This is a genomic window from Micromonospora sp. CA-248260 (assembly GCF_050942205.1).
Lineage (GTDB): Bacteria > Actinomycetota > Actinomycetes > Mycobacteriales > Micromonosporaceae > Micromonospora > Micromonospora antibiotica.
This window is the reverse complement of the sequence record NZ_CP192021.1, coordinates 3798027-3819294: the sequence shown is the minus strand read 5'-3', so window position 1 is coordinate 3819294 and position 21268 is coordinate 3798027. Positions and strand designations below refer to the sequence as shown.

The 21268-nt window shown below is 73.2% G+C and carries 21 protein-coding genes; 17 read left to right on the top strand and 4 right to left on the bottom strand.

The features are described 5' to 3' along the window. Positions 1 to 114: 114 nt before the first annotated feature. Together ACQP2H_RS16875 and ACQP2H_RS16870 are read right to left on the bottom strand one after the other, a co-directional pair. Complete coding sequence (locus tag ACQP2H_RS16875; RefSeq protein WP_208566516.1) at positions 115 to 462, bottom strand: TcmI family type II polyketide cyclase; 348 nt, start codon at positions 460 to 462, stop codon at positions 115 to 117. Next, the gene (locus tag ACQP2H_RS16870; RefSeq protein WP_219462436.1) at positions 459 to 1343 is read right to left on the bottom strand and encodes an AfsR/SARP family transcriptional regulator; all 885 of its coding nucleotides are present in this window, start codon (positions 1341 to 1343) and stop codon (positions 459 to 461) included. The genes ACQP2H_RS16875 and ACQP2H_RS16870 overlap by 4 nt, the downstream gene beginning before the upstream one ends. Positions 1344 to 1715: 372 nt before the next feature. Between ACQP2H_RS16870 and ACQP2H_RS16865 the strand changes: the two genes are divergently transcribed. The 17 genes from ACQP2H_RS16865 to ACQP2H_RS16785 all read left to right on the top strand — a co-directional run bounded on the left by ACQP2H_RS16865 (position 1716) and on the right by ACQP2H_RS16785 (position 18715). Next, positions 1716 to 2474, top strand: coding sequence for an SRPBCC family protein (locus tag ACQP2H_RS16865; RefSeq protein ID WP_433227997.1), 759 nt, complete (start codon positions 1716 to 1718; stop codon positions 2472 to 2474). Further along, positions 2467 to 2871 (top strand): cupin domain-containing protein, encoded by a 405-nt coding sequence (locus ACQP2H_RS16860; RefSeq protein ID WP_219462433.1) that lies wholly within the window; start codon positions 2467 to 2469, stop codon positions 2869 to 2871. The genes ACQP2H_RS16865 and ACQP2H_RS16860 overlap by 8 nt, the downstream gene beginning before the upstream one ends. Continuing rightward, entirely contained in the window at positions 2868 to 4136 is a 1269-nt protein-coding gene (locus ACQP2H_RS16855; protein ID WP_219462431.1) for a beta-ketoacyl-[acyl-carrier-protein] synthase family protein, read from the top strand. Before ACQP2H_RS16860 ends, ACQP2H_RS16855 begins: the two co-directional genes overlap by 4 nt. Positions 4137 to 4222: 86 nt before the next feature. Beyond that, positions 4223 to 5455 (top strand): beta-ketoacyl synthase N-terminal-like domain-containing protein, encoded by a 1233-nt coding sequence (locus ACQP2H_RS16850; RefSeq protein WP_433233563.1) that lies wholly within the window; start codon positions 4223 to 4225, stop codon positions 5453 to 5455. Between the two features lie 391 nt (positions 5456 to 5846). Beyond that, positions 5847 to 7238: a class I adenylate-forming enzyme family protein gene (locus tag ACQP2H_RS16845; RefSeq protein WP_219470016.1), complete on the top strand. Its 1392-nt coding sequence runs from the start codon at positions 5847 to 5849 to the stop codon at positions 7236 to 7238. Positions 7239 to 7396: 158 nt separating this feature from the next. Then, positions 7397 to 7663, top strand: a complete 267-nt coding sequence (locus ACQP2H_RS16840; RefSeq protein ID WP_208566511.1) for an acyl carrier protein — start codon at positions 7397 to 7399, stop codon at positions 7661 to 7663. Then, positions 7663 to 7908 carry an acyl carrier protein gene (locus tag ACQP2H_RS16835; RefSeq protein ID WP_208566510.1) on the top strand — a complete coding sequence of 82 codons (246 nt, stop codon included), beginning with the start codon at positions 7663 to 7665 and terminating at the stop codon, positions 7906 to 7908. The genes ACQP2H_RS16840 and ACQP2H_RS16835 overlap by 1 nt, the downstream gene beginning before the upstream one ends. Beyond that, positions 7901 to 9097, top strand: coding sequence for a beta-ketoacyl-[acyl-carrier-protein] synthase family protein (locus ACQP2H_RS16830; protein WP_208566509.1), 1197 nt, complete (start codon positions 7901 to 7903; stop codon positions 9095 to 9097). The genes ACQP2H_RS16835 and ACQP2H_RS16830 overlap by 8 nt, the downstream gene beginning before the upstream one ends. A 26-nt stretch (positions 9098 to 9123) precedes the next feature. Beyond that, positions 9124 to 9648, top strand: a complete 525-nt coding sequence (locus ACQP2H_RS16825) for a beta-ketoacyl synthase chain length factor (RefSeq protein WP_433233560.1) — start codon at positions 9124 to 9126, stop codon at positions 9646 to 9648. Next, positions 9645 to 11261, top strand: a complete 1617-nt coding sequence (locus tag ACQP2H_RS16820) for a class I adenylate-forming enzyme family protein (RefSeq protein ID WP_219462430.1) — start codon at positions 9645 to 9647, stop codon at positions 11259 to 11261. Before ACQP2H_RS16825 ends, ACQP2H_RS16820 begins: the two co-directional genes overlap by 4 nt. Beyond that, the gene (locus ACQP2H_RS16815; RefSeq protein ID WP_219462428.1) at positions 11258 to 12517 is read left to right on the top strand and encodes a beta-ketoacyl-[acyl-carrier-protein] synthase family protein; all 1260 of its coding nucleotides are present in this window, start codon (positions 11258 to 11260) and stop codon (positions 12515 to 12517) included. Before ACQP2H_RS16820 ends, ACQP2H_RS16815 begins: the two co-directional genes overlap by 4 nt. Before the next feature lie 70 nt (positions 12518 to 12587). Further along, positions 12588 to 13697: a 4-hydroxyphenylpyruvate dioxygenase gene (hppD, locus tag ACQP2H_RS16810; RefSeq protein WP_219462426.1), complete on the top strand. Its 1110-nt coding sequence runs from the start codon at positions 12588 to 12590 to the stop codon at positions 13695 to 13697. Next, a complete protein-coding gene (locus tag ACQP2H_RS16805) occupies positions 13694 to 14617 on the top strand; it encodes a phytanoyl-CoA dioxygenase family protein (RefSeq protein WP_219462425.1) in 924 nt (307 codons plus the stop codon). Before hppD ends, ACQP2H_RS16805 begins: the two co-directional genes overlap by 4 nt. A 4-nt stretch (positions 14618 to 14621) precedes the next feature. Next, complete coding sequence (locus tag ACQP2H_RS16800; protein ID WP_208566504.1) at positions 14622 to 15419, top strand: DUF3050 domain-containing protein; 798 nt, start codon at positions 14622 to 14624, stop codon at positions 15417 to 15419. Continuing rightward, positions 15416 to 16384, top strand: a complete 969-nt coding sequence (locus tag ACQP2H_RS16795) for a thiamine pyrophosphate-dependent dehydrogenase E1 component subunit alpha (RefSeq protein WP_433227992.1) — start codon at positions 15416 to 15418, stop codon at positions 16382 to 16384. The genes ACQP2H_RS16800 and ACQP2H_RS16795 overlap by 4 nt, the downstream gene beginning before the upstream one ends. A gap of 1 nt (position 16385) precedes the next feature. Next, positions 16386 to 17360 carry an alpha-ketoacid dehydrogenase subunit beta gene (locus ACQP2H_RS16790; protein ID WP_433227991.1) on the top strand — a complete coding sequence of 325 codons (975 nt, stop codon included), beginning with the start codon at positions 16386 to 16388 and terminating at the stop codon, positions 17358 to 17360. Then, positions 17357 to 18715, top strand: coding sequence for a hypothetical protein (locus ACQP2H_RS16785; RefSeq protein WP_433227989.1), 1359 nt, complete (start codon positions 17357 to 17359; stop codon positions 18713 to 18715). The genes ACQP2H_RS16790 and ACQP2H_RS16785 overlap by 4 nt, the downstream gene beginning before the upstream one ends. 296 nt (positions 18716 to 19011) lie before the next feature. Here ACQP2H_RS16785 and ACQP2H_RS16780 read toward each other — a convergent pair whose 3' ends face one another. Continuing rightward, positions 19012 to 19695 (bottom strand): SGNH/GDSL hydrolase family protein, encoded by a 684-nt coding sequence (locus tag ACQP2H_RS16780; protein WP_208566500.1) that lies wholly within the window; start codon positions 19693 to 19695, stop codon positions 19012 to 19014. Between the two features lie 181 nt (positions 19696 to 19876). Next, entirely contained in the window at positions 19877 to 21082 is a 1206-nt protein-coding gene (locus ACQP2H_RS16775) for an MFS transporter (protein ID WP_219470013.1), read from the bottom strand. Between the last annotated feature and the right edge of the window lie 186 nt (positions 21083 to 21268).

Here is a 21268-nt window from a genome sequence, read left to right as displayed (position 1 = left end):
GGTGAAATGACCGGTGTCGGGCGGTGGCGACGTCACGACACGGTGTCGCCGTCGCCGTACCCACCGGTGGTGGTGACCGGGCCCGGTGGTGGCCCGAGGCGGTGTCCGCGCTGCTCAGCGCAGGGCCTCCGGGCTGGGGGCGTCGGAGACGTCCCAGCTGTAGAAGCAGCCGGCCGGCGCGTCCCGGGGGGAGCGCCAGGTCGGCAGGTACGCCGAGGTGTGCGCCGACAACCGCTCGTTGGTCCGTTGGTAGAGCGGGTGGTTGTACGCGGTGACCAGGGTGTCCAGGTCGACCTCGGTGGTCTCCATCAGGTGTACGCACAGGTCGTGCAGGCGGTAGAGGGAGCGGTGGCGCAGCCCGGTGAGTCCGGGCAGTTCGGTGGCATCGGATTCGGCGAAGATCTGGGCGACCCGCCCCTCCGCGCCGGGAATGATCCTGCTGACGATCACCAGACGGCTCATCGGACCCCTCTCGCCGGTGGTGCGCCCCGATCGGTCCAGGGCTCTCGGTGGATCCACCCTGGCGCAGGAGGTGTCACCTGGTCGTCACACCGTTCGTCCGGATCGTGACGGCGGGCCGCCGGGGTGCGGCGGGTGGCCTGCCGGATGGGGGCGAGGGTCTCGTCGACCAGGGCGCACATCGTGGGGGAGGGTTCCAGGCGCAGTTCCCGCATGAGCAGGTCCCGGTAGACGTAGAAGGCGTGTACCGCCTCGAACGCGTTGCCCTCGGCGAGGTGGATGCGTACCACCAGGCGGTGTGGTGTCTCGCGCAGCGGCTCGGCGGCCATCGCCGCCAGGGCGGCCTGCAACGCCTCGCCGTGCCGGCCGGCGTCGAGGTGGTCGACGGCGAGCTGTTCCAGCATGTGCAGGCGGAGTTGGCGCAGTCGTTCCCGGTCCAGCAGCACCCAGTCGTCGTACCAGCCGGGGAGCAGGTCACGGCTGCCGGCGGCGAGCGCGACGGCGGTGGTGCGCGGGTCGTCCCCGTCGCGGACCCGGGCCGCGGTGGCGACGAGGTCGTCCACGTCGAGGCGGACCGTCGGGTCGAGGCGGACGGTGTCTCCGCTGATCAGTAGCGGGCAGCAGGGGTCCTGGCGCAGCCGCCACAGTGCGGTGCGCAGCGACGACAACGCCCGTTCCTCGGGCACCTCGGGCCAGAGCAGGCCGGCGAGGTTGCTGCGGGTGGCGCCGGGGCGCAGGCCGATCACGGCGATCACCCGTTGCAGCCCTCGGGGGACCACCACCGGGTGGTCGCCGTGCAGCAGCCGGAAGCCGCCGAGCAGGTGCAGGCGTACCGGTGGGTCGGCCGGGACGTCACTGGTCGGCGTGCTGGCATGACCGGTCACGGCGCACCCCCTGCACGCAAGCCTGGGTCCAGATCGTCCGGTGTCCCGACGCGGTCGGTCGTGACGCGGTGGCCGGGTCGCTTCGCTGTGCTGCCGGACCCGCCGTTCCCACCGGACCGGCCGGCACGAACACTACCAATGTGATTACTCTCAGTCAACAATAGTGTAGGTATCGTGACTGGGCGATATTGCCTCTGAACTGCGAACCTCCATCACAATGGACAGCTCTCGCATAGCCGATACACAGCCTGCGTCAACGCAACGTCACCACTTTGTGGGGGTGTCGCGGGTCGGCGGGTGACGCCCGGGTGACGGGCCCGGCCGGAAGGTGACGGCTACCGGGGTGAGCCGCCCGGTGGAGGAGGACCCGAGATGACCGTCACCCATGGCACGGCACTCACCAGTGAGATCACCGAGATCCTGGTGACCCGGTGCGGCCTCGACGCCGCCGCCGCCGCCCGCGCGCCCGCCGCCAGCCTGGAGGAACTGGGCATGGACTCGCTGGCCCTGCTGGAGCTGTCCGCCGTGGTCGCCGACCGCTGGCGGGTACGCATCCCCGAGCAGGCCGGGCAGCTCAGCATCGGCGGTGTGGCCGACCTGGTGGCCGCCGCCGGGCCGGCCGGGCACACCGAGAACAGCATCCTCATCGCCGCCCCGCTGCCGCTGGTCTGGGAGATCACCAACGACGTGGCGCGCTGGACGGACCTGTTCACCGAGTACGCCGTGGTGGAGATCCTGCACCGCGACGGGGACACGGTGCGGTTCCGGCTCACCATGCACCCCGACGAGAACGGCGTCGCGTGGAGCTGGGTCAGCGAGCGCACCACCGATCCGGCGACCTGGCAGGTGCGGGCCCGCCGGGTGGAGACCGGTCCGTTCGAGTACATGCGGATCCACTGGTACTACGACACGGAGCCTGCGGGCACCCGGATGACCTGGGTGCAGGACTTCGCGATGAAGCCGACCGCCCCGGTGGACGACGCGGCGATGGTGCAGGACTTCGCGATGAAGCCGACCGCCCCGGTGGACGACGCGGCGATGACCGAGCGGATCAACACCAACAGCCGGGTGCAACTGGCCGTGATCAAGGAACGGATCGAGCGGGCGTACGCGGGAGGCGGCGATGAGTGAGGTCACCACCGGACTGGTCGCCGCCCGGGACGTGCCGGCCGACCGGCGGCGCGGCGGGGAACTGCGGGTGCTGCTCGGCCCGCGTACCGTCGGCAGCACCTCCGGGTTCATGGGGGTGGTGACGGTGGACCCCGGTGACCGGGTGGCCGAGCACTACCACCCGTACAGCGAGGAGTTCCTCTATCTCGTGCGCGGCACGATCACCGTCGACCTGGACGACGTGCCGGTGCCGTTGGCCGCCGGGGAGGCGCTGTTCGTGCCGCGCAACGTGCGGCACCGGCTGCGTAACACCGGCGACGTCGCCGCCGAGGTGGTCTTCCACCTCGGCCCGCTCGCCCCCCGCCCGGAACTCGGCCATGTCGACACCGAGCTGGTCGAGCAGCGGGGCCCGTCGTGACCGGCCGCCGCGTGGTGGTGACCGGTGTCGGGGTGGTCGCCCCGGGCGGCGTCACCCGGGACCGGTTCTGGAAGACCCTCACCGAGGGGCGCACGGCCACCCGGCGGATCAGTTTCTTCGACCCGTCGCCGTACCGGTCGCAGATCGCCGCCGAGTGCGACTTCGACCCGGACGCCGCCGGGCTCACCCCGGCGCAGCGGCAACGCTCCGACCGGTACGTGCAGTTCGCGCTGGCCTGCGCGGCGGAGGCGCTGGCCGACAGCGGGCTCGACCTGACCGACGCCGAGCGGGACGTCGCCGGGGTGGTGCTGGGCACCGCCGTCGGCGGCACCACCGCCCTGGAGCAGGAGTACGTCCGGGTCAGCGACTCGGGTCGGCACTGGCTGGTCGACCACGCCCTCGGTGGGCCGTACCTCTATCAGGCGCTGGTGCCGAGCAGCCTCGCCGCCGACGTGGCCTGCCGGCACGGGCTGCACGGCCCGGCGCAGGTGGTCTCCACCGGCTGCACCTCCGGCATCGACGCCATCGGGTACGCCCACCAGCTCGTCGTCGACGGGGAGGCGGACATCGTGCTGGCCGGTGCCGCCGACTCGCCGATCTCCCCGGTCACCGTCGCCTCGTTCGACGCGATCCGGGCGACCAGCCCGGACAACGACGACCCGGGGCACGCCAGCCGACCCTTTGACGCCCACCGGCAGGGTTTCGTGCTGGCCGAGGGGGCCGCGGTGCTGGTGCTGGAGGAGTGGGAGCATGCCCGGCGGCGCGGCGCGCACGTCTACTGCGAGGTCGCCGGTTACGGCAGCCGCAGCAACGGTTTCCACATGACCGGGTTGCGACCTGACGGGGTGGAGATGGGGTTGGCCATCGCGGCGGCACTGCGGCAGGCCCGCCTCGACCCGTCGGCGGTCTCCTACGTCAGCGCGCACGGGTCCGGGACCCGGCAGAACGACAGGCACGAGACGGCGGCGTTCAAGCGGGCCCTCGGCCCGACGGCGTACCGGGTGCCGGTCAGCTCGATCAAGTCGATGGTCGGGCACTCGCTGGGCGCGATCGGCGCCATCGAGATGGCCGCCTGCGCCCTGGCCATCGAGTACGGCGTGGTGCCGCCGACGGCCAACTGGACCACCCGGGACCCGGAGTGCGACCTGGACTACGTGCCGAACGTGGCCCGGGAGACCCCGGTCGACGTGGCGTTGTCGGTGGGCAGCGGGTTCGGTGGCTTCCAGTCCGCGATGCTCTTCCGTCGGCTGGCGGTGACGCGGTGACGCGCTCCGCTGCTGGGGTGACCGCTGCCGGTTCCGGCCCGCCCCGGGCGACCGCCCCCGGTGACCCGGACGGGGACCGGCGGGCGGTGGTGACCGGGATCGGGGTGGTCGCGCCCAGCGGCATCGGCGTGGACGCGCACTGGCGGACGGTGACCGGGGGCGTCCGGCGGACCGGGCGGATCACCCTGTTCGACCCGACCGGCTACCCCACCCGGGTCGGCGGCGAGGTCCCCGACTTCCACCCGGCCGCGTACGTGGACACCCGGCAGCTCGTGCAGACCGACCGGTGGACCCAGCTCGGCTTCGCCGCGACCGCGTTGGCGCTCGCCGACGCCGGACTGCCCGCCCGCGCCCCCGACCCGTACGACTGGGCGGTCACCCTGGCCAGTTCGTCGGGGGGGAACCTGTTCGGGCAGCGGGAGCTGCAACGGCTCTGGGGCGGGTCGAGCCGCACCGTCGGGGCGTACCAGTCGATCGCCTGGTTCTATGCGGCAAGCGTCGGGCAGTTGTCCATCCACCACCAGTTCAAGGGACCGTCGGGGGTGCTGGTCGCCGAGGCCGCCGGTGGGCTGGACAGCCTCGCGCACGCGGTACGCACCATCCGGCGGGGCACGTCGGTGGTGATCGCCGGGGCGACCGAGTGCCCGCTGAGCCCGTACGCGTTGGCCTGTCAGCTCCGCTCCGGGCTGCTCAGCGCCGTCGACGAGCCGGCGGCGTACCGGCCGTTCGACCGGGTGGCCGGCGGGTACGTGCCGGCCGAGGGTGGTGCGGTCTTCGTGGTGGAGGAGCGGGAGCACGCCCTGGCCCGGGGTGCCCGGATCTACGGGGAGGTGACCGGCTGGGCGGCCACCCACGACGCGGTGCACACCGGCCCGGACACCGCCGGCGACCCGGCGACGTACGCGCGGGCGATGCGACTGGCGCTGGCCCGCGCCGGCAGCACCGCCGACGAGGTGGACCTGGTCGTGCCCGACGCCCTCGGGGTGCCCCGCTACGACCGCAGTGAGGCGACGGCGCTGCGGGCGGTCTTCGGTGACCGGCCGCCGCCGGTGAGCACCCACAAGTCGTTGACCGGTCGGGCCCACCAGGGCGGGTCGGCCCTGGACGTGGCGACCGCGCTGCTCGCCTTCCACCGCGACACGCTGCCCGCCTCGGCCGGTCCGGTCGATCCGGCCCCGGGTTGCGAGCTGGACTTCCTGCGGGCCCCGCGTCGGCCTGTCAGTCGGGTGGCGCTGGTCTGTGCGCGTGGCTTCGACGGGTTCAACAGCGCGCTGGTGTTGCGGGGTGCCGTCCCACGACCGAGGAGCGCCACTGACTGATCACTGTGCGTCACTCCTGGGGGTGTGCCCGGCGGCAGGGACCTGTCGCCGGGCACACCTCTGTCCGCATCCGCCGGTGCCGCCTGCGGTGGCCCGTCCACCGTCCATGATGACCGGTGCTGACCAGGGGTGGGGCGTCGTCGGGCTGCCTGGTTCCACATCGGATCGGCGGGCACGGCGATGCCGCCGGCGGTGTCCCGGGTCGGCGTACGCGCCCGATCCTGCCCGGCCGATCGAGCGGCGGCAATCCGGCCGGCCGCCTTTTATGATCTAGCCATTCGCATCTAGAAATGCTCTTCCGGGCTGTCGTAGGGTGCCGTGAGCACGCCAAGAGACATCATTTATGGGCGCTTTTGCCCGATTCTATGCTGGACGGTGACCGGCGGTGACCATGTATCGCCCGACGGAAGATCCTGCGGCGCAAGACCCCGGTTGGGTGGACGACGTGTTGTTCTGCGGCCGTCCGACCGACATTTGTCTCCGGCTGCCCGAGCCGGTGGACCGGGCCACCCTGCACCGCCTGGTCGTCGAGGCACAGGACCGGCTGCGCGCCGCCGGACTGCGCCCCGGCGGGGCCGTCGCGTTGCGTCTGCCGCCCTCTTTGTCCTATGTGGTCAATCTGTTGGCCACGTGGCGCAGCGGTGGCCAGGCGGTGCTGCTCGACCACCGGCTCACCGACCACGAGGTCGACCGCGCGCTGCACCGGCTCACCCCGCAGGTGGTGGTGGCCCCGGCCCGCACCACCGGCGGCGCGTTGAAGGTCTTCGTCGACGTCACCGAGAGCGTGACCGGCTACGCGGACCGCCCGGCGGTCAGCGGCCACGCCGTGATCCAGCTCAGCTCCGGCTCCACCGGACCGTCCAAGGTGATCGGACGCACCGCCGCCGACCTGGTCGCCGAGGTGCACCGCTACACCCGGATCGACGGGGTGGCGCTGCCCGGCGAGCGGATCATCCTGCTGCCGTCCATGGTGCACGTGCTCGGCCTGGTCGGGGGGCTGCTCTACGGTCTGCACGCCCGTGTCGAGCTGGTCCCGCCGCAGCGGCTCGGCGGCGACGCCGTGCTGGCCGCGATCGCCGCCCAGGACACCCCGGCCACCGTGCTCGGCGTGCCCTTCCACATCGGCCTGCTCGCCTCCACCCGCCCGGACGGGCCCCTGCCCCAGTTCAAGCGGATGACCACCGGTGGGGAGCTGGTCCCGCCGGCCGTCGTGCAGGCGTTCACCGACCGGCACGGCGTACCACTGGGCAACATGTACGGGATGACCGAGGTCGGTGTCATCGGCACCGACCTGCACGGCAGCCACCGGCCGGCGATCATGCCCGCGCCCGGCATCGAGGTCCGCGAGTCCGACGGTGAGCTGCTGATCAGCTGTCCCGCCTCGCCGTACGTCGGGCTCAGCGACCCCGACCGCTGGGCCGACGGCTGGCTGCGTACCCGCGACGCGGGCACCGTCGACCCGGACACCGGCCTGGTCACCGTCCGGGGCCGGCTCGACTCGCAGGTCTCCGTGGGGGGCCTGAAGGTCGACCTCACCGAGGTCGAGGCCACCCTCACCGGCCTGCCCGGGGTGGCCGCCGCCGTGGTCACCTACGACGACGGGATCACCGCCTTCGTGCAGCCCGACGGCCCGCTGTCCGAGGACGTACTGGACAAGCTGCTCGCCGAACGACTGGCCGGCTACAAGCGGCCCCGCACCCTGCACATGGTGGCGCAACTGCCGCGTACCACCACCGGCAAACTGGTCCGCTCGCTGGACGTGCTGCGAACGGCGGCCCCGTGAGCGGTCCGCTCCATCCCACCCCCCGGCCGGTCCCCGAGGACCGCCGGGGAGTCACCACCGCGTCGCCACCGGCCGACCGTCGGCGGTACGCCCGAACCGTCCCCGCGCGGTGCCCCGACCGGGTGCCGGCAACTCGCCCATCGAGAGAGGTAACCGTCATGCGAGACGAGGTCCGAACCTTCGTCATCGAGCAGCTCCAGGACATGAACTACGACGTCGACGGGATCGACGACGACACCACCCTCGGCCCGTCCGGGGTGGACCTGGAGTCCCTCGCCCTGTCCGACCTGTCCGTCCGGGTGGAGGACCGGTACGGGTTGCGGTTCGCCGACGACGAGTCGGAGAAGCTGGCCCTGATGACGGTGGGGGAGTTCACCACCATGGTCGCCGACCGGGTCGCCGGGGCGACCACCGACAACCGCTGATGTCCGGTCAGCCCGACCTGGGGCGAGCTGACCTGGTGAGCATGCTCGCCGAACTCACCGGCAAACCCGTCGAGCAGGTCCCGCACCGGGTCGGCTCGATGGAACTGGCGTGGCTGGTGCACCTCGTCGAACAGCGTTACGGCACCCAGCTGGACCTCACCGACGACCAGCTCGCCGGTATCCGTACCGTCGACGACGCGTTGACCGTGTTCCACACCTACCTACCCGCCCCCGCCGATGGTTGAGCGGGCACCCGTCACGATCTCCGGCACGTACGCGGTCAGCGCCTTCGGTAGGGGCGTGGACGCGCTGCTGGCCGGGGTCCTGTCCGGCGTACCGGCGTTCCGGCCGGTGGGCCGCTTCGCCACCACCGGCCGCCGGGTGACCGTCGCGGCCACCCGGCCCGACGTGGCGACCCTGCCGCAGGAGCTGGCCGACGCCGTCGACGCGGCCTGCGTCACCGCCGGGCTCGACCCGGCACAGCGGGCCGGTGCGGCGCTGTTGCTGGCCACCCACGGCGGCCCGGCCACCCTGGCCGGCCCGTACACCGACGACCGGCCGGTCGCGGACACCGACGACCCGTGGTGGGCCGACGGGGAACGCGACGACGCCGGTCCGGCCTGGCCGGAGCTACCCACACTGGCCGTCCGGTTGGCCCGGCGGTGCGGCCTCGGCGGCCCCACCCGGGTCTACACCACCGCCTGCGTCTCGGCGAGCAGCGCGGTGGCCGACGCCGCCGCGATGATCCACCGGGGGGACACCGACCGGGTCGTGGTGGCCGCCGGCTACCTGGTGGAACCGGACCAGTTCGCGCTCTTCGACGCCGGCCGTGCGCTCGCCGCCGACGGGGCGGTACGTCCGTTCAGCGTCGGACGGCAGGGGTTGCTGCTCGGTGACGGGGTGGCCGCGGTCGTGCTGGAGTCCGCCGCCGCGCTGCGCGCCCGGGGTGGCAGCCCCGTGGCGACGCTGGTCGGATGGGGGCGGGCCGGCGACGCCCACCACCCCTGCCAACCCGATCCGCAGGGCGCGGGGCTGGCCCGGGCGGTCGGAGCGGCGCTGGGCCGGGCCGGCCTGCCCGCCGGGGCGGTCGGTTACGTCAACGCGAACGCCACCGGCACCGGTTTCAGTGACGCCTCCGAGGCGGCGGCGCTGCGACTGGCCCTGGGCGAGCAGGCCGGGCAGGTGCCGGTCAGCTCCACCAAGGCGCTGCACGGGCACGCGCTGGAAGCGTCCGGCCTGCTCGAACTGGTGGTCACCGTGGCGGCGCTGGGGCACGGGAAACTGCCGGTCAACGCCGGCTGGCTCGGCCCCGACCCGGCCTGCCCGCTGGACGTGGTCACCGCCGCGCCCCGCCCGGTCACCAGCCGGTACGCGCTCAGCCTCAACGCCGCCTTCGGCGGCGCGAACACCGCACTGCTGGTGGGTGCGCCGTGACCGGCACGCGCGGCCCGGGGCACGGGATCGTCCCGGGCCGTCCGGCCGGCCACGGCGCACCCTGGGTGCTGGCGCAGGCGCGCTGGCCGGAACCGGGCGACGGGCCACCACCGCCGCTGCCCGGGTTCGTGCACTCGGCGTTCGCGCCGCTGGTCGCGGCGGCGGCCGGGCGGTGCCTGGAACGTCGCCCGAGCCCGGCCCCGGCCGGCTCCCGGTGCGCGGTGGTGCTGGTCAGCGCCGCCGGGGACCGGCCCAGCGCCCTGCACGTCCGGTCGACCGTCGCCGCCGGGGGGCGGGTCGGTCCACTGTTCTTCTTCCAGTCGGTGCCCAACAGCGTCGCCGGGCAGGTCGCCGCCCGTTGGGGACTGACCGGTCCGGTGGTGTGCCTGAGCCCGACGGGTGACCCGCGGGCCGACGCCACCGCCGAGGGGGAACTGCTGCTGTACGACGGCGACGCCGACGAGGCGTTGCTGGTCCTGATCGACGAGGCACCCGACGCGACGCCCACCGGTGCGGTCGCGGTGCTGCTGGGGGGAGGAGACAGTCAATGAGGACGAAGGGACTGCGGGGTGCGCTCGCCGCCGATCCGCAACTCGGCGCGGGAAACGTGCTGGCCCGGGTGCTCGCCCACGGTGCGGACCCGCAGGGGCCGGGGCTGACCTTCGACACCCCGGTCGACGGGCACCCCGCCGGGCAGCCGCTCACCCTGGGTCAGCTCGACGAGCGGGTCGCCGCCCGGGCGGCCTGGCTGCACGACCGGGGGGTGCGGCCCCGTGACCCGGTCGCCGTCTGGGCCACCGCCGCCGCCGACATGGTGCTGAGCTTCCTGGCGTTGGCCCGGCTCGGCGCGATCCCGGCGCTGATGAACGGCAAGCTGCGCCCCGAGATCGCCGCCGAGTACATCCGCCGGCTGCGCGGTGCCGGGGTGCTCACCGACGCCGCGCACACCGAGCTGCTGGCCGGGCACGACCTCGGCGCACCGCTGCTGGGCACCCCGCAGGAGGCCGGCAGCGGTGACCCGGCGCAGGCCCCGGCCGACTACCGGCACCACCCCGACGACCCGATCGTCATCACCCACACCTCCGGCACCACCGGGGTACCGAAGGCGGTGCTGCACTCGCACGCCAGCCTCTTCGCCGCCACCCGGCACCTGCTGTCCATGCCGCAGGCGCAGGGCACCCGGCGGATCCTCAACGCGCTGCCCGCCCCGCACACCGCGACGGTGCTCATGGTCAACCAGGCGTTGGGCAACCAGGCGGAGATGTTCCTGCTGTCCGAGCAGGGCGGCGAGCGGGTCCTCGACGCCATCGGGCAGTGGCGGCCCGACGGGGTCTTCGGTTTCTCGATGACCTGGGCGGAGCTGGCCCGCTTCGACCTGAGCGGGTACGACCTGGACTCGGTGCGGCTGTGGTTCAACACCGGCGACTGCTCGCACGAGCCGCACGTACGCCGGCTCGTCGCCGTCGGCTCGCGGGACGTGTTCACCCGGCAGGGCGTCACCCGGGTCCCCGGTTCCGTCTTCATCGACGGCCTCGGCTCCAGCGAGATGGGGCACTCGATGTTCCACATCACGCACACCACCGACACCGACCGGTACGGCCGCTGCGTGGGCCGCCCCTACCGGTTCGCCCGGGTGGCCGTCCTCGACGCCGAGGGCAACGAGCTGCCCCCCGGTCAGGTCGGCTTCCTCGGCATCGACTCGCCGTCGCTGTTCCGGGGCTACTGGAACGACTCGGTGACCAGCTACCGGTTCCGGCTGCGCGGCTGGTACCTCACCGGTGACCTGGTCCACGCCGACGCCGACGGTCGCTACTACCACCTGGACCGGGCGGTCGACTCGGTGACGCTGCCCGACGGGCGGCGCTACTTCACCGCGTTGTCCGAGGAACGGGTGCTCGCCGCCTGCCCCGACGTCACCGACTGCACGGTGCTGATCGTCGCCGACGGTGACACGGTCACCACCGACGTGCTGCTGGAACTGGCCGCCGGGGCGGACCCGACCGTCGACCGGACCGAGGCGATCCGGGCCGCGCTCGGGGCGGACGTGGGAGCCACCCTGCGTCGGGTGGTGCCGGTGAGCGCCGACGACATCCCGGTCACCGTCACCGGCAAGGTCCGCAAGGTGGCGCTGCGCGAACGCTACCTCGCCGGGTCGTCATCATGACCGTCGTGATCACCGGGATGGGCCTGTTCAGCCCGGTCGGGCGGGGGGTGGACGCCACCTTCGCCGCGTTGACCACCGGGACGTCCGGGTTGAGCCGGCCGCCCGAGGGACACCCGGCCCGGGAGTCGCTCGAGGTCGCCGGGGTGCTCCCGCCGATCGACCCGCGTACGGTCGCCACCGGCCCGGAAACCAAGGTACTCGACCGGGTCGTGCTGTTCGCCCTGCTCACCGCCGCCGAAGCGCTCGCCGACGCGGGCATCGAGGTGGGCCGGGACGTCGACCCGGCGCGGATCGGCGTCATCGTCGGCGGGGTCGGTGGGATGTCCACCCTGGAGCAGCAGGTGATCGCCCGCACCGAGCGGGGCCGGGCGGCGGTCAGCCCGTACCTGCTGACCGGCATCCTGCCCAACATGGCGTCGGCGCGGATCGCCATCGCCCACGGCATCCGGGGTTACAGCTCGTCGGTCGGCACGGCCTGTGCCTCCGGGGCCCAGGCGGTCGCCGACGCGGCCCGGCTGATCCGGGCCGGTGAGGCCGACGTGGTGCTCTGCGGGGCCAGCGAGGCGCCGCTCTTCCCGACCTTCGCCGACACCTTCGGCAACGCCCGCGCGCTGGCCCGCGGCTGGGCCGACCCGAGCGAGGCGAGCCGACCGTTCGACAGGCGACGCAACGGGTTCGTGCTCGCCGAGGGGGCCGCCCTGCTGGTGCTGGAACGGGCCGGGCACGCCGCCGCCCGGGGCGCCCGCAGCTATGCGGAGGTGGCCGGCTACGGCAGCACCACCGACGCGCACCACCCGACCATGCCCCGGCCCGACGGTGAGGGGGCGGCCGACTGCATGCGGCAGGCCCTGGCCCGGGCCGACGTTCCGCCGGCCGAGGTCGGCTACGTCAACGCCCACGGCACCGGCACCAAACTCGGCGACATCGCCGAGAGCACCGCGCTGGGCAAGGTCTTCGGGGTCGGCGGGGTGCCGGTCAGCTCCACCAAGGCGCTCACCGGGCACCTGCTCGGCGCGTCCGGGGTGGTGGAGGCGGCGGCCTGCGCGTTGGCGTTGCGCGCCGGCCTGCTGCCGCCGACGTACCACCTGGACGACCCGGACCCGGACTGCCCGGCTGACCACGTCCGCGACGTGCCACGGGCGAGCCGGGCCGAATTCGCGCTCACCAACTCCTTCGGATTCGGCGGGCAGAACGTGAGCCTGCTGCTGCGGCGTACCACCGGGGCTGGCGTCCGGCCCGCCGGGCCGGGGAGGTGATCGACGCTGCGACCCGGGCCGCACGCGCCCGGACGGCAGTCACGGGGGGACATGGGGAAGGGCTGGAGAGATGGATATTCGTGGCATAGACCACATTGAACTGTACGTGGGGGACGCCCGACAGGCGGCCTTCTACTTCGGGACCGCCGTCGGTTTCACCCTGCGGGGCCAGGGCGGTCCGGAGACCGGGCTGGTCGGGCAGCGTTCCCTGTTGCTGGGTCAGGCCGACATCCGGATGGTGCTGACCTCCGGGCTCACCGCCGACCATCCCGCCTCGACGTACGTGTCCCGGCACGGTGACGGGATCGCGGTGGTGGCGGTGGAGGTCGGCGACGCCGCCGGGGCGTACGCGGAGCTGGTGGCCCGGGGTGCGACGCCGGTGACGCCGCCGCGCACCTGGACCGGCGCGGACGCCGAGGTGGTGACCGCCGAGGTGGGCGGCTTCGGTGACGTGCTGCACCGGCTGGTGGAGCGGCGCGGAGACTCCGACGACTTCCTGCCCGGCGCGATCGAGGCGACCCCGGCCGGCGGGACCGACCCGCGGCTGCTCGCCGAGATCGACCACCTGGCGGTCTGCGTGCCGCCCGGTCAGCTCGACGACACCGTCGCGCTCTACGAGCGGGTGTTCGGCTTCGCGCAGATCTTCGAGGAGCACATCGAGGTCGCCGGGCAGGCGATGAACTCCAAGGTGGTGCAGGACGCCTCCGGACGGGTCACCCTGGTGCTGCTGGAGCCGGACGCCGGTCGGCGGCCCGGTCAGATCGACAAGTTCCTCACCGAGCACCACGGGGCCGGGGTGCAGCACCTGGGGCTGCGCACCGACGACATCGTCGGCGCGGTCGGCGCGCTGGGCGCCCGCGGGGTGCGCTTCGCCGGCACGCCGGCCGCCTACTACGACACCCTGGAGCAGCGGGTCGGCAAGGTGGACGCGCCGCTGGACCGGCTGCGGGACCTCAGCATCCTGGTCGACGCCGACCACGGCGGGCAGCTGTTGCAGATCTTCACCGAGTCGATGCACGTCCGCCGCACCCTGTTCCTCGAGCTGATCGAGCGGCGGGGGGCGCGCACCTTCGGCAGCGGCAACATCCGGGCGCTCTACGAGGCCAAGGAACGGGAGCTGGCCGCGGCGGGGGCGACCCCCGCCGTCGCGGTCGGCACGGCACGAGGAGTAGGGGCATGACCACGACACATCCGACGTTGACCGCCGAGGAGGAGTCACTGCTCCCCTCAGCGGAGGACGTGCGGCACTACGCCGAGCACGGCTGGTACCTGACGAAGAAGCTGCTCACCGACGCCGAGGTGGACGCCCTGACCGCGGCCACCGACCGCTACTACGACGGTGAGCGGGACCGCACCCTGCCGGTGCGCCCGCCGAAGCTGGCCTACTGGGACCCGTCGAAGGGGCCGGTGCAGCGGCACAACGACTACGTCCACTACGAGCACGACGGGATCGCCGCGATCCTGCGCAAGCCGCTGATCGGCGCGGTCGCCGCCCGGCTGGCGCAGGCCGACGAGATCCGCATCTTCCAGTCCACGCTGATCTACAAGCCGCCGATCTCGGGTGAACCGTCGAACATCGTGCCCTGGCACTTCGACAAGCACTACTGGTCGTCCTCGTCGTCGGAGCGGATGCTCACCGCGTTCATCCCGTTCCACGACTGCGGGGAGGAGATGGGCACCATCACCATGGTCGACGGTTCGCACCGGTGGTCGGAGATCGGCGCGGACGACACCGTGGTCCGGCACTTCGCCGACCGGGACCGCGACCAGCTCGAGGAGATGCTGGCCGAGAACGCGGCGCACAACGGCGCACAGATCCGCAAGATCCCGATGGTGATCCCCAAAGGGCACATGAGTTTCCACCACTGCCGCACCTACCACGGCAGTGGCGCGAACGTCAGCGGACGCCCGCGCCGGGCGATCTCGCTGCACCTGCAGGACGGCGACAACGCCCACCGGGAGTTCCCGCTCTCCGACGGCACCCTCGCCGCGTACAACCACGACGTGCTGGTCCGCCGTACCCCCGAGGGTCGGCCGGACTACGCGGACCCCGACTACTGCCCGGTCATCTGGCGCGAGCGCGCCCAGCAGGAAGGCTAGAAACATGTCACGGTACGACTGGGGCAAGACACACCCGGGCATCGAGCGGCTGGAGAAGGCGGTGACCGACCGCCGCGACGTGGTGGTCAAGCACCCGCTCTACGCCAACCTGGACACCCACGAGGCGCTGGTCACCTTCATGGAGCACCACGTCTTCGCGGTCTGGGACTTCATGTCCCTGCTGAAGTCGTTGCAGCGGCAACTCACCTGCGTCGACGTGCCGTGGATCCCCACCGGGCCGACCGGCAGCCGCCGGTTGATCAACGACATCGTCATGGTGGAGGAGAGCGACGAGCTGGGCGAGGGCTTCATCAGCCACTTCGAGCTGTACGTGCGGGGGATGGGCGAGGCGGGCGCGGACACCACCGCCGTCGACCGGCTGGTCGAGCTGCTGCGCGCCGGCTCGTCGGTCACCGACGCGCTGGTCGAGGCGGGCGTGCCCGCACCGTCGCGGGCCTTCGCCGCCACCACCTGGCAGATCATCTCCTCGACCCCGGTGCACTGTCAGGCCGCCGCGTTCGCGTTCGGCCGGGAGGACCTGATCCCCGACATGTTCACCCAGGTCGTCGCCGTCAACGAGCGCAGCAACCGGCTGCACACCTTCGTCGACTACCTGGAGCGGCACATCGAGGTCGACGGTGAGCAGCACACCCCGATGGCGATGCAGATGCTCGCCGACCTGTGCGGCGACGACGACACCAAGTGGCAGGAGTGCGCCGACACGGTCAACCTGGCGCTGACCGCCCGCGCGCAGCTCTGGGACGACATCCTCGCCGCCGTCAAGGAGGGCCGCGACCGGTGACCGACGCCGACCCGGCCCGGCTCTACCGCACGGTACGGCTGATCCGTCGGTTCGAGGAGCGGGCCATCGCCCTGGTCCGCTCCGGGCACATCGTCGGCGGCATCCACCCCTACCTCGGTCAGGAGGGGATCGCCGCCGGCGTGTGCGCCGCACTCGACGCGGGGGACCTGGTCACCGGCACCCACCGGGGGCACGGCCACGTGCTCGCCAAGGGTGCCGACCCGGCCCGGATGATGGCCGAACTGTGCGGCCGGGAAACCGGACTGAACCGGGGCCGGGGCGGCTCGATGCACGCCGCGGACCTCTCCATCGGGGTGCTCGGCGCCAACGCCATCGTCGGGGCGTCCCCGGCGATCCTCACCGGCGCGGTGTGGGCGCACCGGCAGCGCGGCAACCCCGTGGTCGGGGCGAGCTTCTTCGGTGACGGCGCGGTCAACGAGGGGATGCTGCTGGAGGCGTTCAACCTGGCCGCGCTCTGGCGGGTGCCGGTGCTGCTGGTCTGTGAGAACAACGGCTACGCCACCACCATGCCGGTGGCCGGCGCGGTCGCCGGCACCATCACCGGCCGGGCCGAGGCGTTCGGCATCCCGGCCGTCGTCGTCGACGGACAGGACCCGGAGGCGGTCCGGCAGGTCACGGCCGCCGCCGTCGCGCGGATGCGCGACGGCGGCGGGCCGGAGCTGGTCGAGGCCCGCACCTACCGGTTCGACGCCCACCACACCTTCGAACACGCGGTACGCCTGGCGTACCGCACGCCGCAGGAGGTGGCCGACGGCCGGTCCCGGGACCCGGTGGACATCCAGGGTGCCCGGCTGTCCCCGCCCGACCGGGAGGCGATCGACGCCGAGGTGGAGGCCACCCTCGACGCGGCCGTCGCGTTCGCCCTGGCCGGCCCCGAACCGGACCCGGCCGGTGCGTTGGACCACCTGTACGCCAGTGGGCTGACCGCCCGGGGAGGCTCCTGAGATGCCACGGTTGTCCTACCGCAAGGCGCTGACCCGGGCGCTGACCGACGAGATGACCCGGGACGAGGCGGTGTTCCTGCTCGGCGAGGACATCCGGGTGGGCGCGTCCAACGTCACCCCGGGCCTGCTCAAGCGGTTCGGGCCGGACCGGGTGCTGGACACCCCGCTGTCGGAGCAGGCGTTCACCAGTTTCGCCACCGGGGCCGCGCTGGCCGGGTTGCGGCCGGTGGTGGAGTTCCAGATCCCGTCCCTGCTGTTCCTGGTCTTCGAGCAGATCGTCAACCACGCGCACAAGTTCCCGATAATGACCGGCGGGCAGTGCTCGGTGCCGGTCACCTACCTGGTGCCCGGCTCCGGTTCCCGTACCGGCTGGGCGGGGCAGCACTCCGACCACCCGTACTCGCTGTTCGCGCACGTCGGGATCGTCACCGTGGTGCCGGCCACCCCGGCCGACGCGTACGGGCTGCTGGCCTCGGCGATCCGGCACGACGACCCGGTGGTGGTCTTCGCCCCGGCCGCCGCGCTGGAGGTCCGCGACGACGTCGACTTCGCCACCCTCGCCCCGGTGCCGCTGGGGCGCGGGGTGGTCCGCCGGGCCGGCGACGACGTCACCGTCGTCGCCGTCGGGCACCTGGTGCACGACGCGCTGGCCGTCGCCGAGGAGTTGGCCGACCAGGTGTCGGTGGAGGTGTTCGACCCGCGCACGATCTACCCGTTCGACCTCGACGGCCTGCTGGACTCGGTGTCCCGCACCGGCCGGCTGGTGGTGGTCGACGACTCCAACCGGTCCTGCGGCATCGCCGCCGAGATCATCACCTCGGTGCTGGAGCGGGTGCCGCTGGTCGCGCCGCCGCGCCGGGTCACCCGGCCGGACGGTGCGGTGCTGCCCTTCGCGCCGGTGCTCGACCGGGCCGTGCAGCCGGGACGCGAGCAACTCACCGCCGCCATCCAACTGACCATGAAGGACAGATCATGACCGATCCGAACTACCTCTGGCCCGAGCCCGGTCAGGCGTGGCGCGAACTGCCGGAGCCGGCCCGTACGGCGATGGTGTCCAGCGGGGCCGCCGCCTGGCGGGAGATCTTCTACGGCTGTGCGACGTACAACAAGCAGTGGCGGCTGGCCCGGCCCCCGGTCATGCCGGCGGACGCGTTCCGTGAGCTGAACGAGGTCTGCGACCGGATCGCCCAGCTCATCCTGGACGCCTGCCGGCGGCGGGCCCGCACCGCCGGGGAGCTGCAGCGGCTGCTCGGGGTGCCCGCGGGGGCGACGCGGCTGCTCGACGAGTCCGAGGAGCTGTCCGAGGAGCTGCTCGCCGCCTACCGGCCCGACGTGCTGATCTCCGGTGGGGTGCCGAGGATCGTCGAGTACAACATCGACAGCAGTCTGGGTGGTGGTTTCGACGCCGACACGGTGGTCCGCCGGTACGCGGCGCTCTACCAGGAGCAGGGCATCCTCGACGGGTTGCCGATGCGGCCGGCGGATTCCCTGCTGGACCAGCGGTTCGTGGCGATCCGCGACGGGCTGTCCCTGCCCGACGGGGCCCGGGTGGCGCTGCTGCTCGACTTCGACGCCGACTACCCCGGCCTGGAGACCCCGGACGACTTCATCAAGATCCTCTCGCCGCTGATCGACCAGGCCCGCCGGTTCGGCATCGACCTGGTGATCGCCCCGGTCAGCACGGCCACCCTCGACGACGCGAAGCGGCTGGTCGTCGGCGGCGCACCGGTCGACGCGCTGTTCCGGCTCTTCGTGCCCAACCGGGTCACCCCGAGCGCCGGCCTGGACGCGGTGGCCGGGGCGCTCGACGCCGGCACCCTGCCGATGTTCGTCAGCACCGCCGCCTGGCTGCTCGGCAACAAAATCAACTTCGCCTGGCTCTACGAGGACCTGGACCTGCTCTCCGCCGACGACCAGGCCCTGGTCCGCCGGTACGTGCCGCACACCGTGGCGTTCACCGCCGCCGAACTGGACCGGGCACTTGCCGACCGGGAGAACCTGGTCGTCAAGCCGGCCGACGGCTCGGCCGGCCACGGGGTGCTCATCGGCCGGGAGATGGGCGACGCGGAGTGGGCCGAGGGCCTGCGCGCCGCCCTCGACCGGGGCGGCGACATCCTCCAGCGGTACTGGCCCGCCGACCGGGTGGAGATGGACTTCGTCCAGATCGAGACCGGTGAGACGGTCACCGCCGAGGTGCCCTACAGCATCGCCCCGTACCTGTTCGGCCGTACCGGCTCGGGTGCCCTGGCCCGGGTCGGCTTCCCCGGCTGCGACGAGGTCCTCAACCTGGCCCGTGGCGTCCTCCTCACCGGCATCCTCCTCACCAACTGACCCACCCCGCCCCGCCCTCCGCCCCCCTCCGCCCCCCGCCCCGGTGATCAAGAGGTTTGCGTCACCAGATCGCGGAATGTTGACGCAAACCTCTTGATCACCCGGCGCTGGCCGGGCTGGGGTGCGGTGATCAAGAGGTTTGGGGCGGGATAGCGGCTTCGGATGACGTAAACCTCTTGATCGACCCCGGCGGGCCGGTTGGGCCCGGCGGGCCGGTTGGGCCTCGGCGTGCCGGTTGGGCCCGGCGGGCCGGTTGGGCCCGGCGGGCTGGTTGAGCTTCGGCGGGCGGTGGGGTGTCAGGGGTGGGTGCCGAGGTGGGTGGCGAGGCGGCGGATGGTTTCGGCGGCGGCGATGGCGTCGCTGCGGGCGCTGCCGTGCCGTCCGTCGCTGCTGTACATCGAGGGGTCGGTGCCGGCCGGGTGGTCGGTCAGGTTCACGTGCAGCGCGCCCAGCCGGTCGGCGAGCCGGCCGGTACGCGAGGAGAGCAGCCGCATCCGGGCACCGAGGCCGGGCCGCAGCGCCGCCGGGACCGCCGGGCTGTGCGACACGTCGAACATGCCCACCGTGATCACGTCGGCCCCGGCGTCGCGCAGCGCGCCGACGATCGCGGTCAGCTCGGTGTCGACCGCGTCCGGGTCGAACGCCGTGCGGAAGGCGTCGTTGCCGCCGCAGACCACCAGCGCCAGGTCGGGGGAGAAGGCCAGCGCCCGGTCCAGCTGGCCCGCCCGGACCTGTTGCGCCCGCAGCCCGCGCCGACCCAGGTTGAGGTACGCCAACGCGGGGCGTACCGCCGCCAGTTCGGCCGCGATCCGGTCGGCCCACTGCACGTCCGGGTACCCCTCGACCGGCTCACACATGCCCTCCGCGACGCTGTCGCCGAGCACCACGAACCGGTGCCACGGATGGTCGCGCAGCAGCGCGGCACTCTCCCCCTCACGCAGGCAGTACGGATCGGTGGCCTCGGTCAACATCGATGACATGGCCGGCAATCTAGCCGACCGTACCGGCGTGGTCGATCACTGCGACCGGGCGGATCGCCTGATGGTCGTCCCGGTGCGCCGACTCGCGTCGACGCCGGTCACCCGGCCCCCGGGTCGGCCCTCGACGGCGGTCACCCGGCCCCCGGATCGGCCCTCGACGCCGTACACCTCTGGGCCCGGGTCAGGCCTTGACGGTGGGTGGTGCGGGGGTGGACCGTCCCATCCGCAGCGGCCCGGCGACCAGCGGCGCGACGGTCAGCACCGCGCACACCACCGCCATCACCAGCAGCGCCGGCCGCAGCCCGAGGGCCGCCACCGACCAGCCGCCGAGCAGCGCCCCCACCGGCAGTCCGACGAACGCCAGCGAGCCGGAGATCCCCAGCACCCGGGTCTGCAACGCGTCCGGCACCCGTTCGTAGAGGGCCGCACCGAGCAGCGGGTTGACCGCCGCGATGCCGATCCCGGACAGGAACGTCACCACCAGCACCACCACCAGGTGGTCGGTCAGCGCCAGCACCAGCAGCCGGGGCGCACCGCTCAACGCCGCCCCGGCCGCGAAGATCAGGGTCCGGGGCAGCCGGGGGCCGAGCATCGTGAAGACCACGTTGCCGAGCAGCGCGCCACCGCCGAACACCCCGAGCACCAGGCCGAACCCGGCCGGGTCGCCGAACTCGTCGCGGACCCACAGCGGCACCCAGACGGCGGTGTTGGCGGCGGCGAACATGTTCAGCGTGGAGACCACCACCAGCATGGTCAGCAGCACCCGGTCGGTGCGCAGGTAGCCGAATCCGGTGCGCAGGGCCTGGAAGTAGCCCTCCCGGGGTGCGGCGGGCGCGTCGCTGGCGGGTGGGCGTACCAGCACCCCGACCAGCAGCGCACAGACCGCGAAGGTGCCCGCGTCGATCCAGATCGCCCGGGTCACCCCCACCCAGTCGATGAGCAGACCGCCGATGACCGTGCCGAACAGCGCCACCCCGCGGGCCAGCCCGTCGTAGGCGGAGGTGAGCCGGATCAGCTCCACCCCGGCACGCTGCGCGGCCGGCCGGAACATCACGTGCTTGACCCGGTCGCCGATGCCGCGCAGTCCGCCGGCCACCGCGACGAGGGCGACGAGCGCCCCGAAGCCGAGCCACGGGGCCAGCGCCACCACCGCGATCACGGCCGCGCTCGCCGCGTCCACCGTGATGGAGGTACGTCGTACCCCGAACCGGTCCGCCCACGGCGTGGCCAACGAACTCGACAGCATGTACGGCAGGAACTCCGCCGCCGCGACGATGCCCATCTTGGCCGGGCTGCCGGTGGTGGTGAGCACCAGCCAGGGGATCGCGATCACCGAGATCCGGCTGCCCAGGTTGGAGATCAGGTCGGCGGCGACCAGGGTGACCAGTTCCCGCCGGGCGGCCCGCCGCTCGGGGCCCGGCGGCGCGGCGAGTGACCCGGTGTCGCCCGCCCCGGCCTTACCCGCCTGGGCGCCACCCGCTCCGGTGTGTTCCTCACCGGTGGCCGGTCCGGGACCGGTCGGGTCGGCTGCCGCCCGCAGGCCCGACGCCCCGCCGGGAGCCCCGACGGCGTC

Coding starts and splice junctions, on each gene's coding strand:
- ACQP2H_RS16875 (WP_208566516.1), bottom strand. CDS start 462: ATGAGCCGTCTGGTGATCGTCAGCAGGATCATTCCCGGCGCGGAGGGG.
- ACQP2H_RS16865 (WP_433227997.1), top strand. CDS start 1,716: ATGACCGTCACCCATGGCACGGCACTCACCAGTGAGATCACCGAGATC.
- ACQP2H_RS16860 (WP_219462433.1), top strand. CDS start 2,467: ATGAGTGAGGTCACCACCGGACTGGTCGCCGCCCGGGACGTGCCGGCC.
- ACQP2H_RS16845 (WP_219470016.1), top strand. CDS start 5,847: ATGTATCGCCCGACGGAAGATCCTGCGGCGCAAGACCCCGGTTGGGTG.
- ACQP2H_RS16840 (WP_208566511.1), top strand. CDS start 7,397: ATGCGAGACGAGGTCCGAACCTTCGTCATCGAGCAGCTCCAGGACATG.
- ACQP2H_RS16835 (WP_208566510.1), top strand. CDS start 7,663: ATGTCCGGTCAGCCCGACCTGGGGCGAGCTGACCTGGTGAGCATGCTC.
- ACQP2H_RS16830 (WP_208566509.1), top strand. CDS start 7,901: ATGGTTGAGCGGGCACCCGTCACGATCTCCGGCACGTACGCGGTCAGC.
- ACQP2H_RS16820 (WP_219462430.1), top strand. CDS start 9,645: ATGAGGACGAAGGGACTGCGGGGTGCGCTCGCCGCCGATCCGCAACTC.
- ACQP2H_RS16815 (WP_219462428.1), top strand. CDS start 11,258: ATGACCGTCGTGATCACCGGGATGGGCCTGTTCAGCCCGGTCGGGCGG.
- hppD (WP_219462426.1), top strand. CDS start 12,588: ATGGATATTCGTGGCATAGACCACATTGAACTGTACGTGGGGGACGCC.
- ACQP2H_RS16805 (WP_219462425.1), top strand. CDS start 13,694: ATGACCACGACACATCCGACGTTGACCGCCGAGGAGGAGTCACTGCTC.
- ACQP2H_RS16800 (WP_208566504.1), top strand. CDS start 14,622: ATGTCACGGTACGACTGGGGCAAGACACACCCGGGCATCGAGCGGCTG.
- ACQP2H_RS16790 (WP_433227991.1), top strand. CDS start 16,386: ATGCCACGGTTGTCCTACCGCAAGGCGCTGACCCGGGCGCTGACCGAC.
- ACQP2H_RS16785 (WP_433227989.1), top strand. CDS start 17,357: ATGACCGATCCGAACTACCTCTGGCCCGAGCCCGGTCAGGCGTGGCGC.
- ACQP2H_RS16780 (WP_208566500.1), bottom strand. CDS start 19,695: ATGTCATCGATGTTGACCGAGGCCACCGATCCGTACTGCCTGCGTGAG.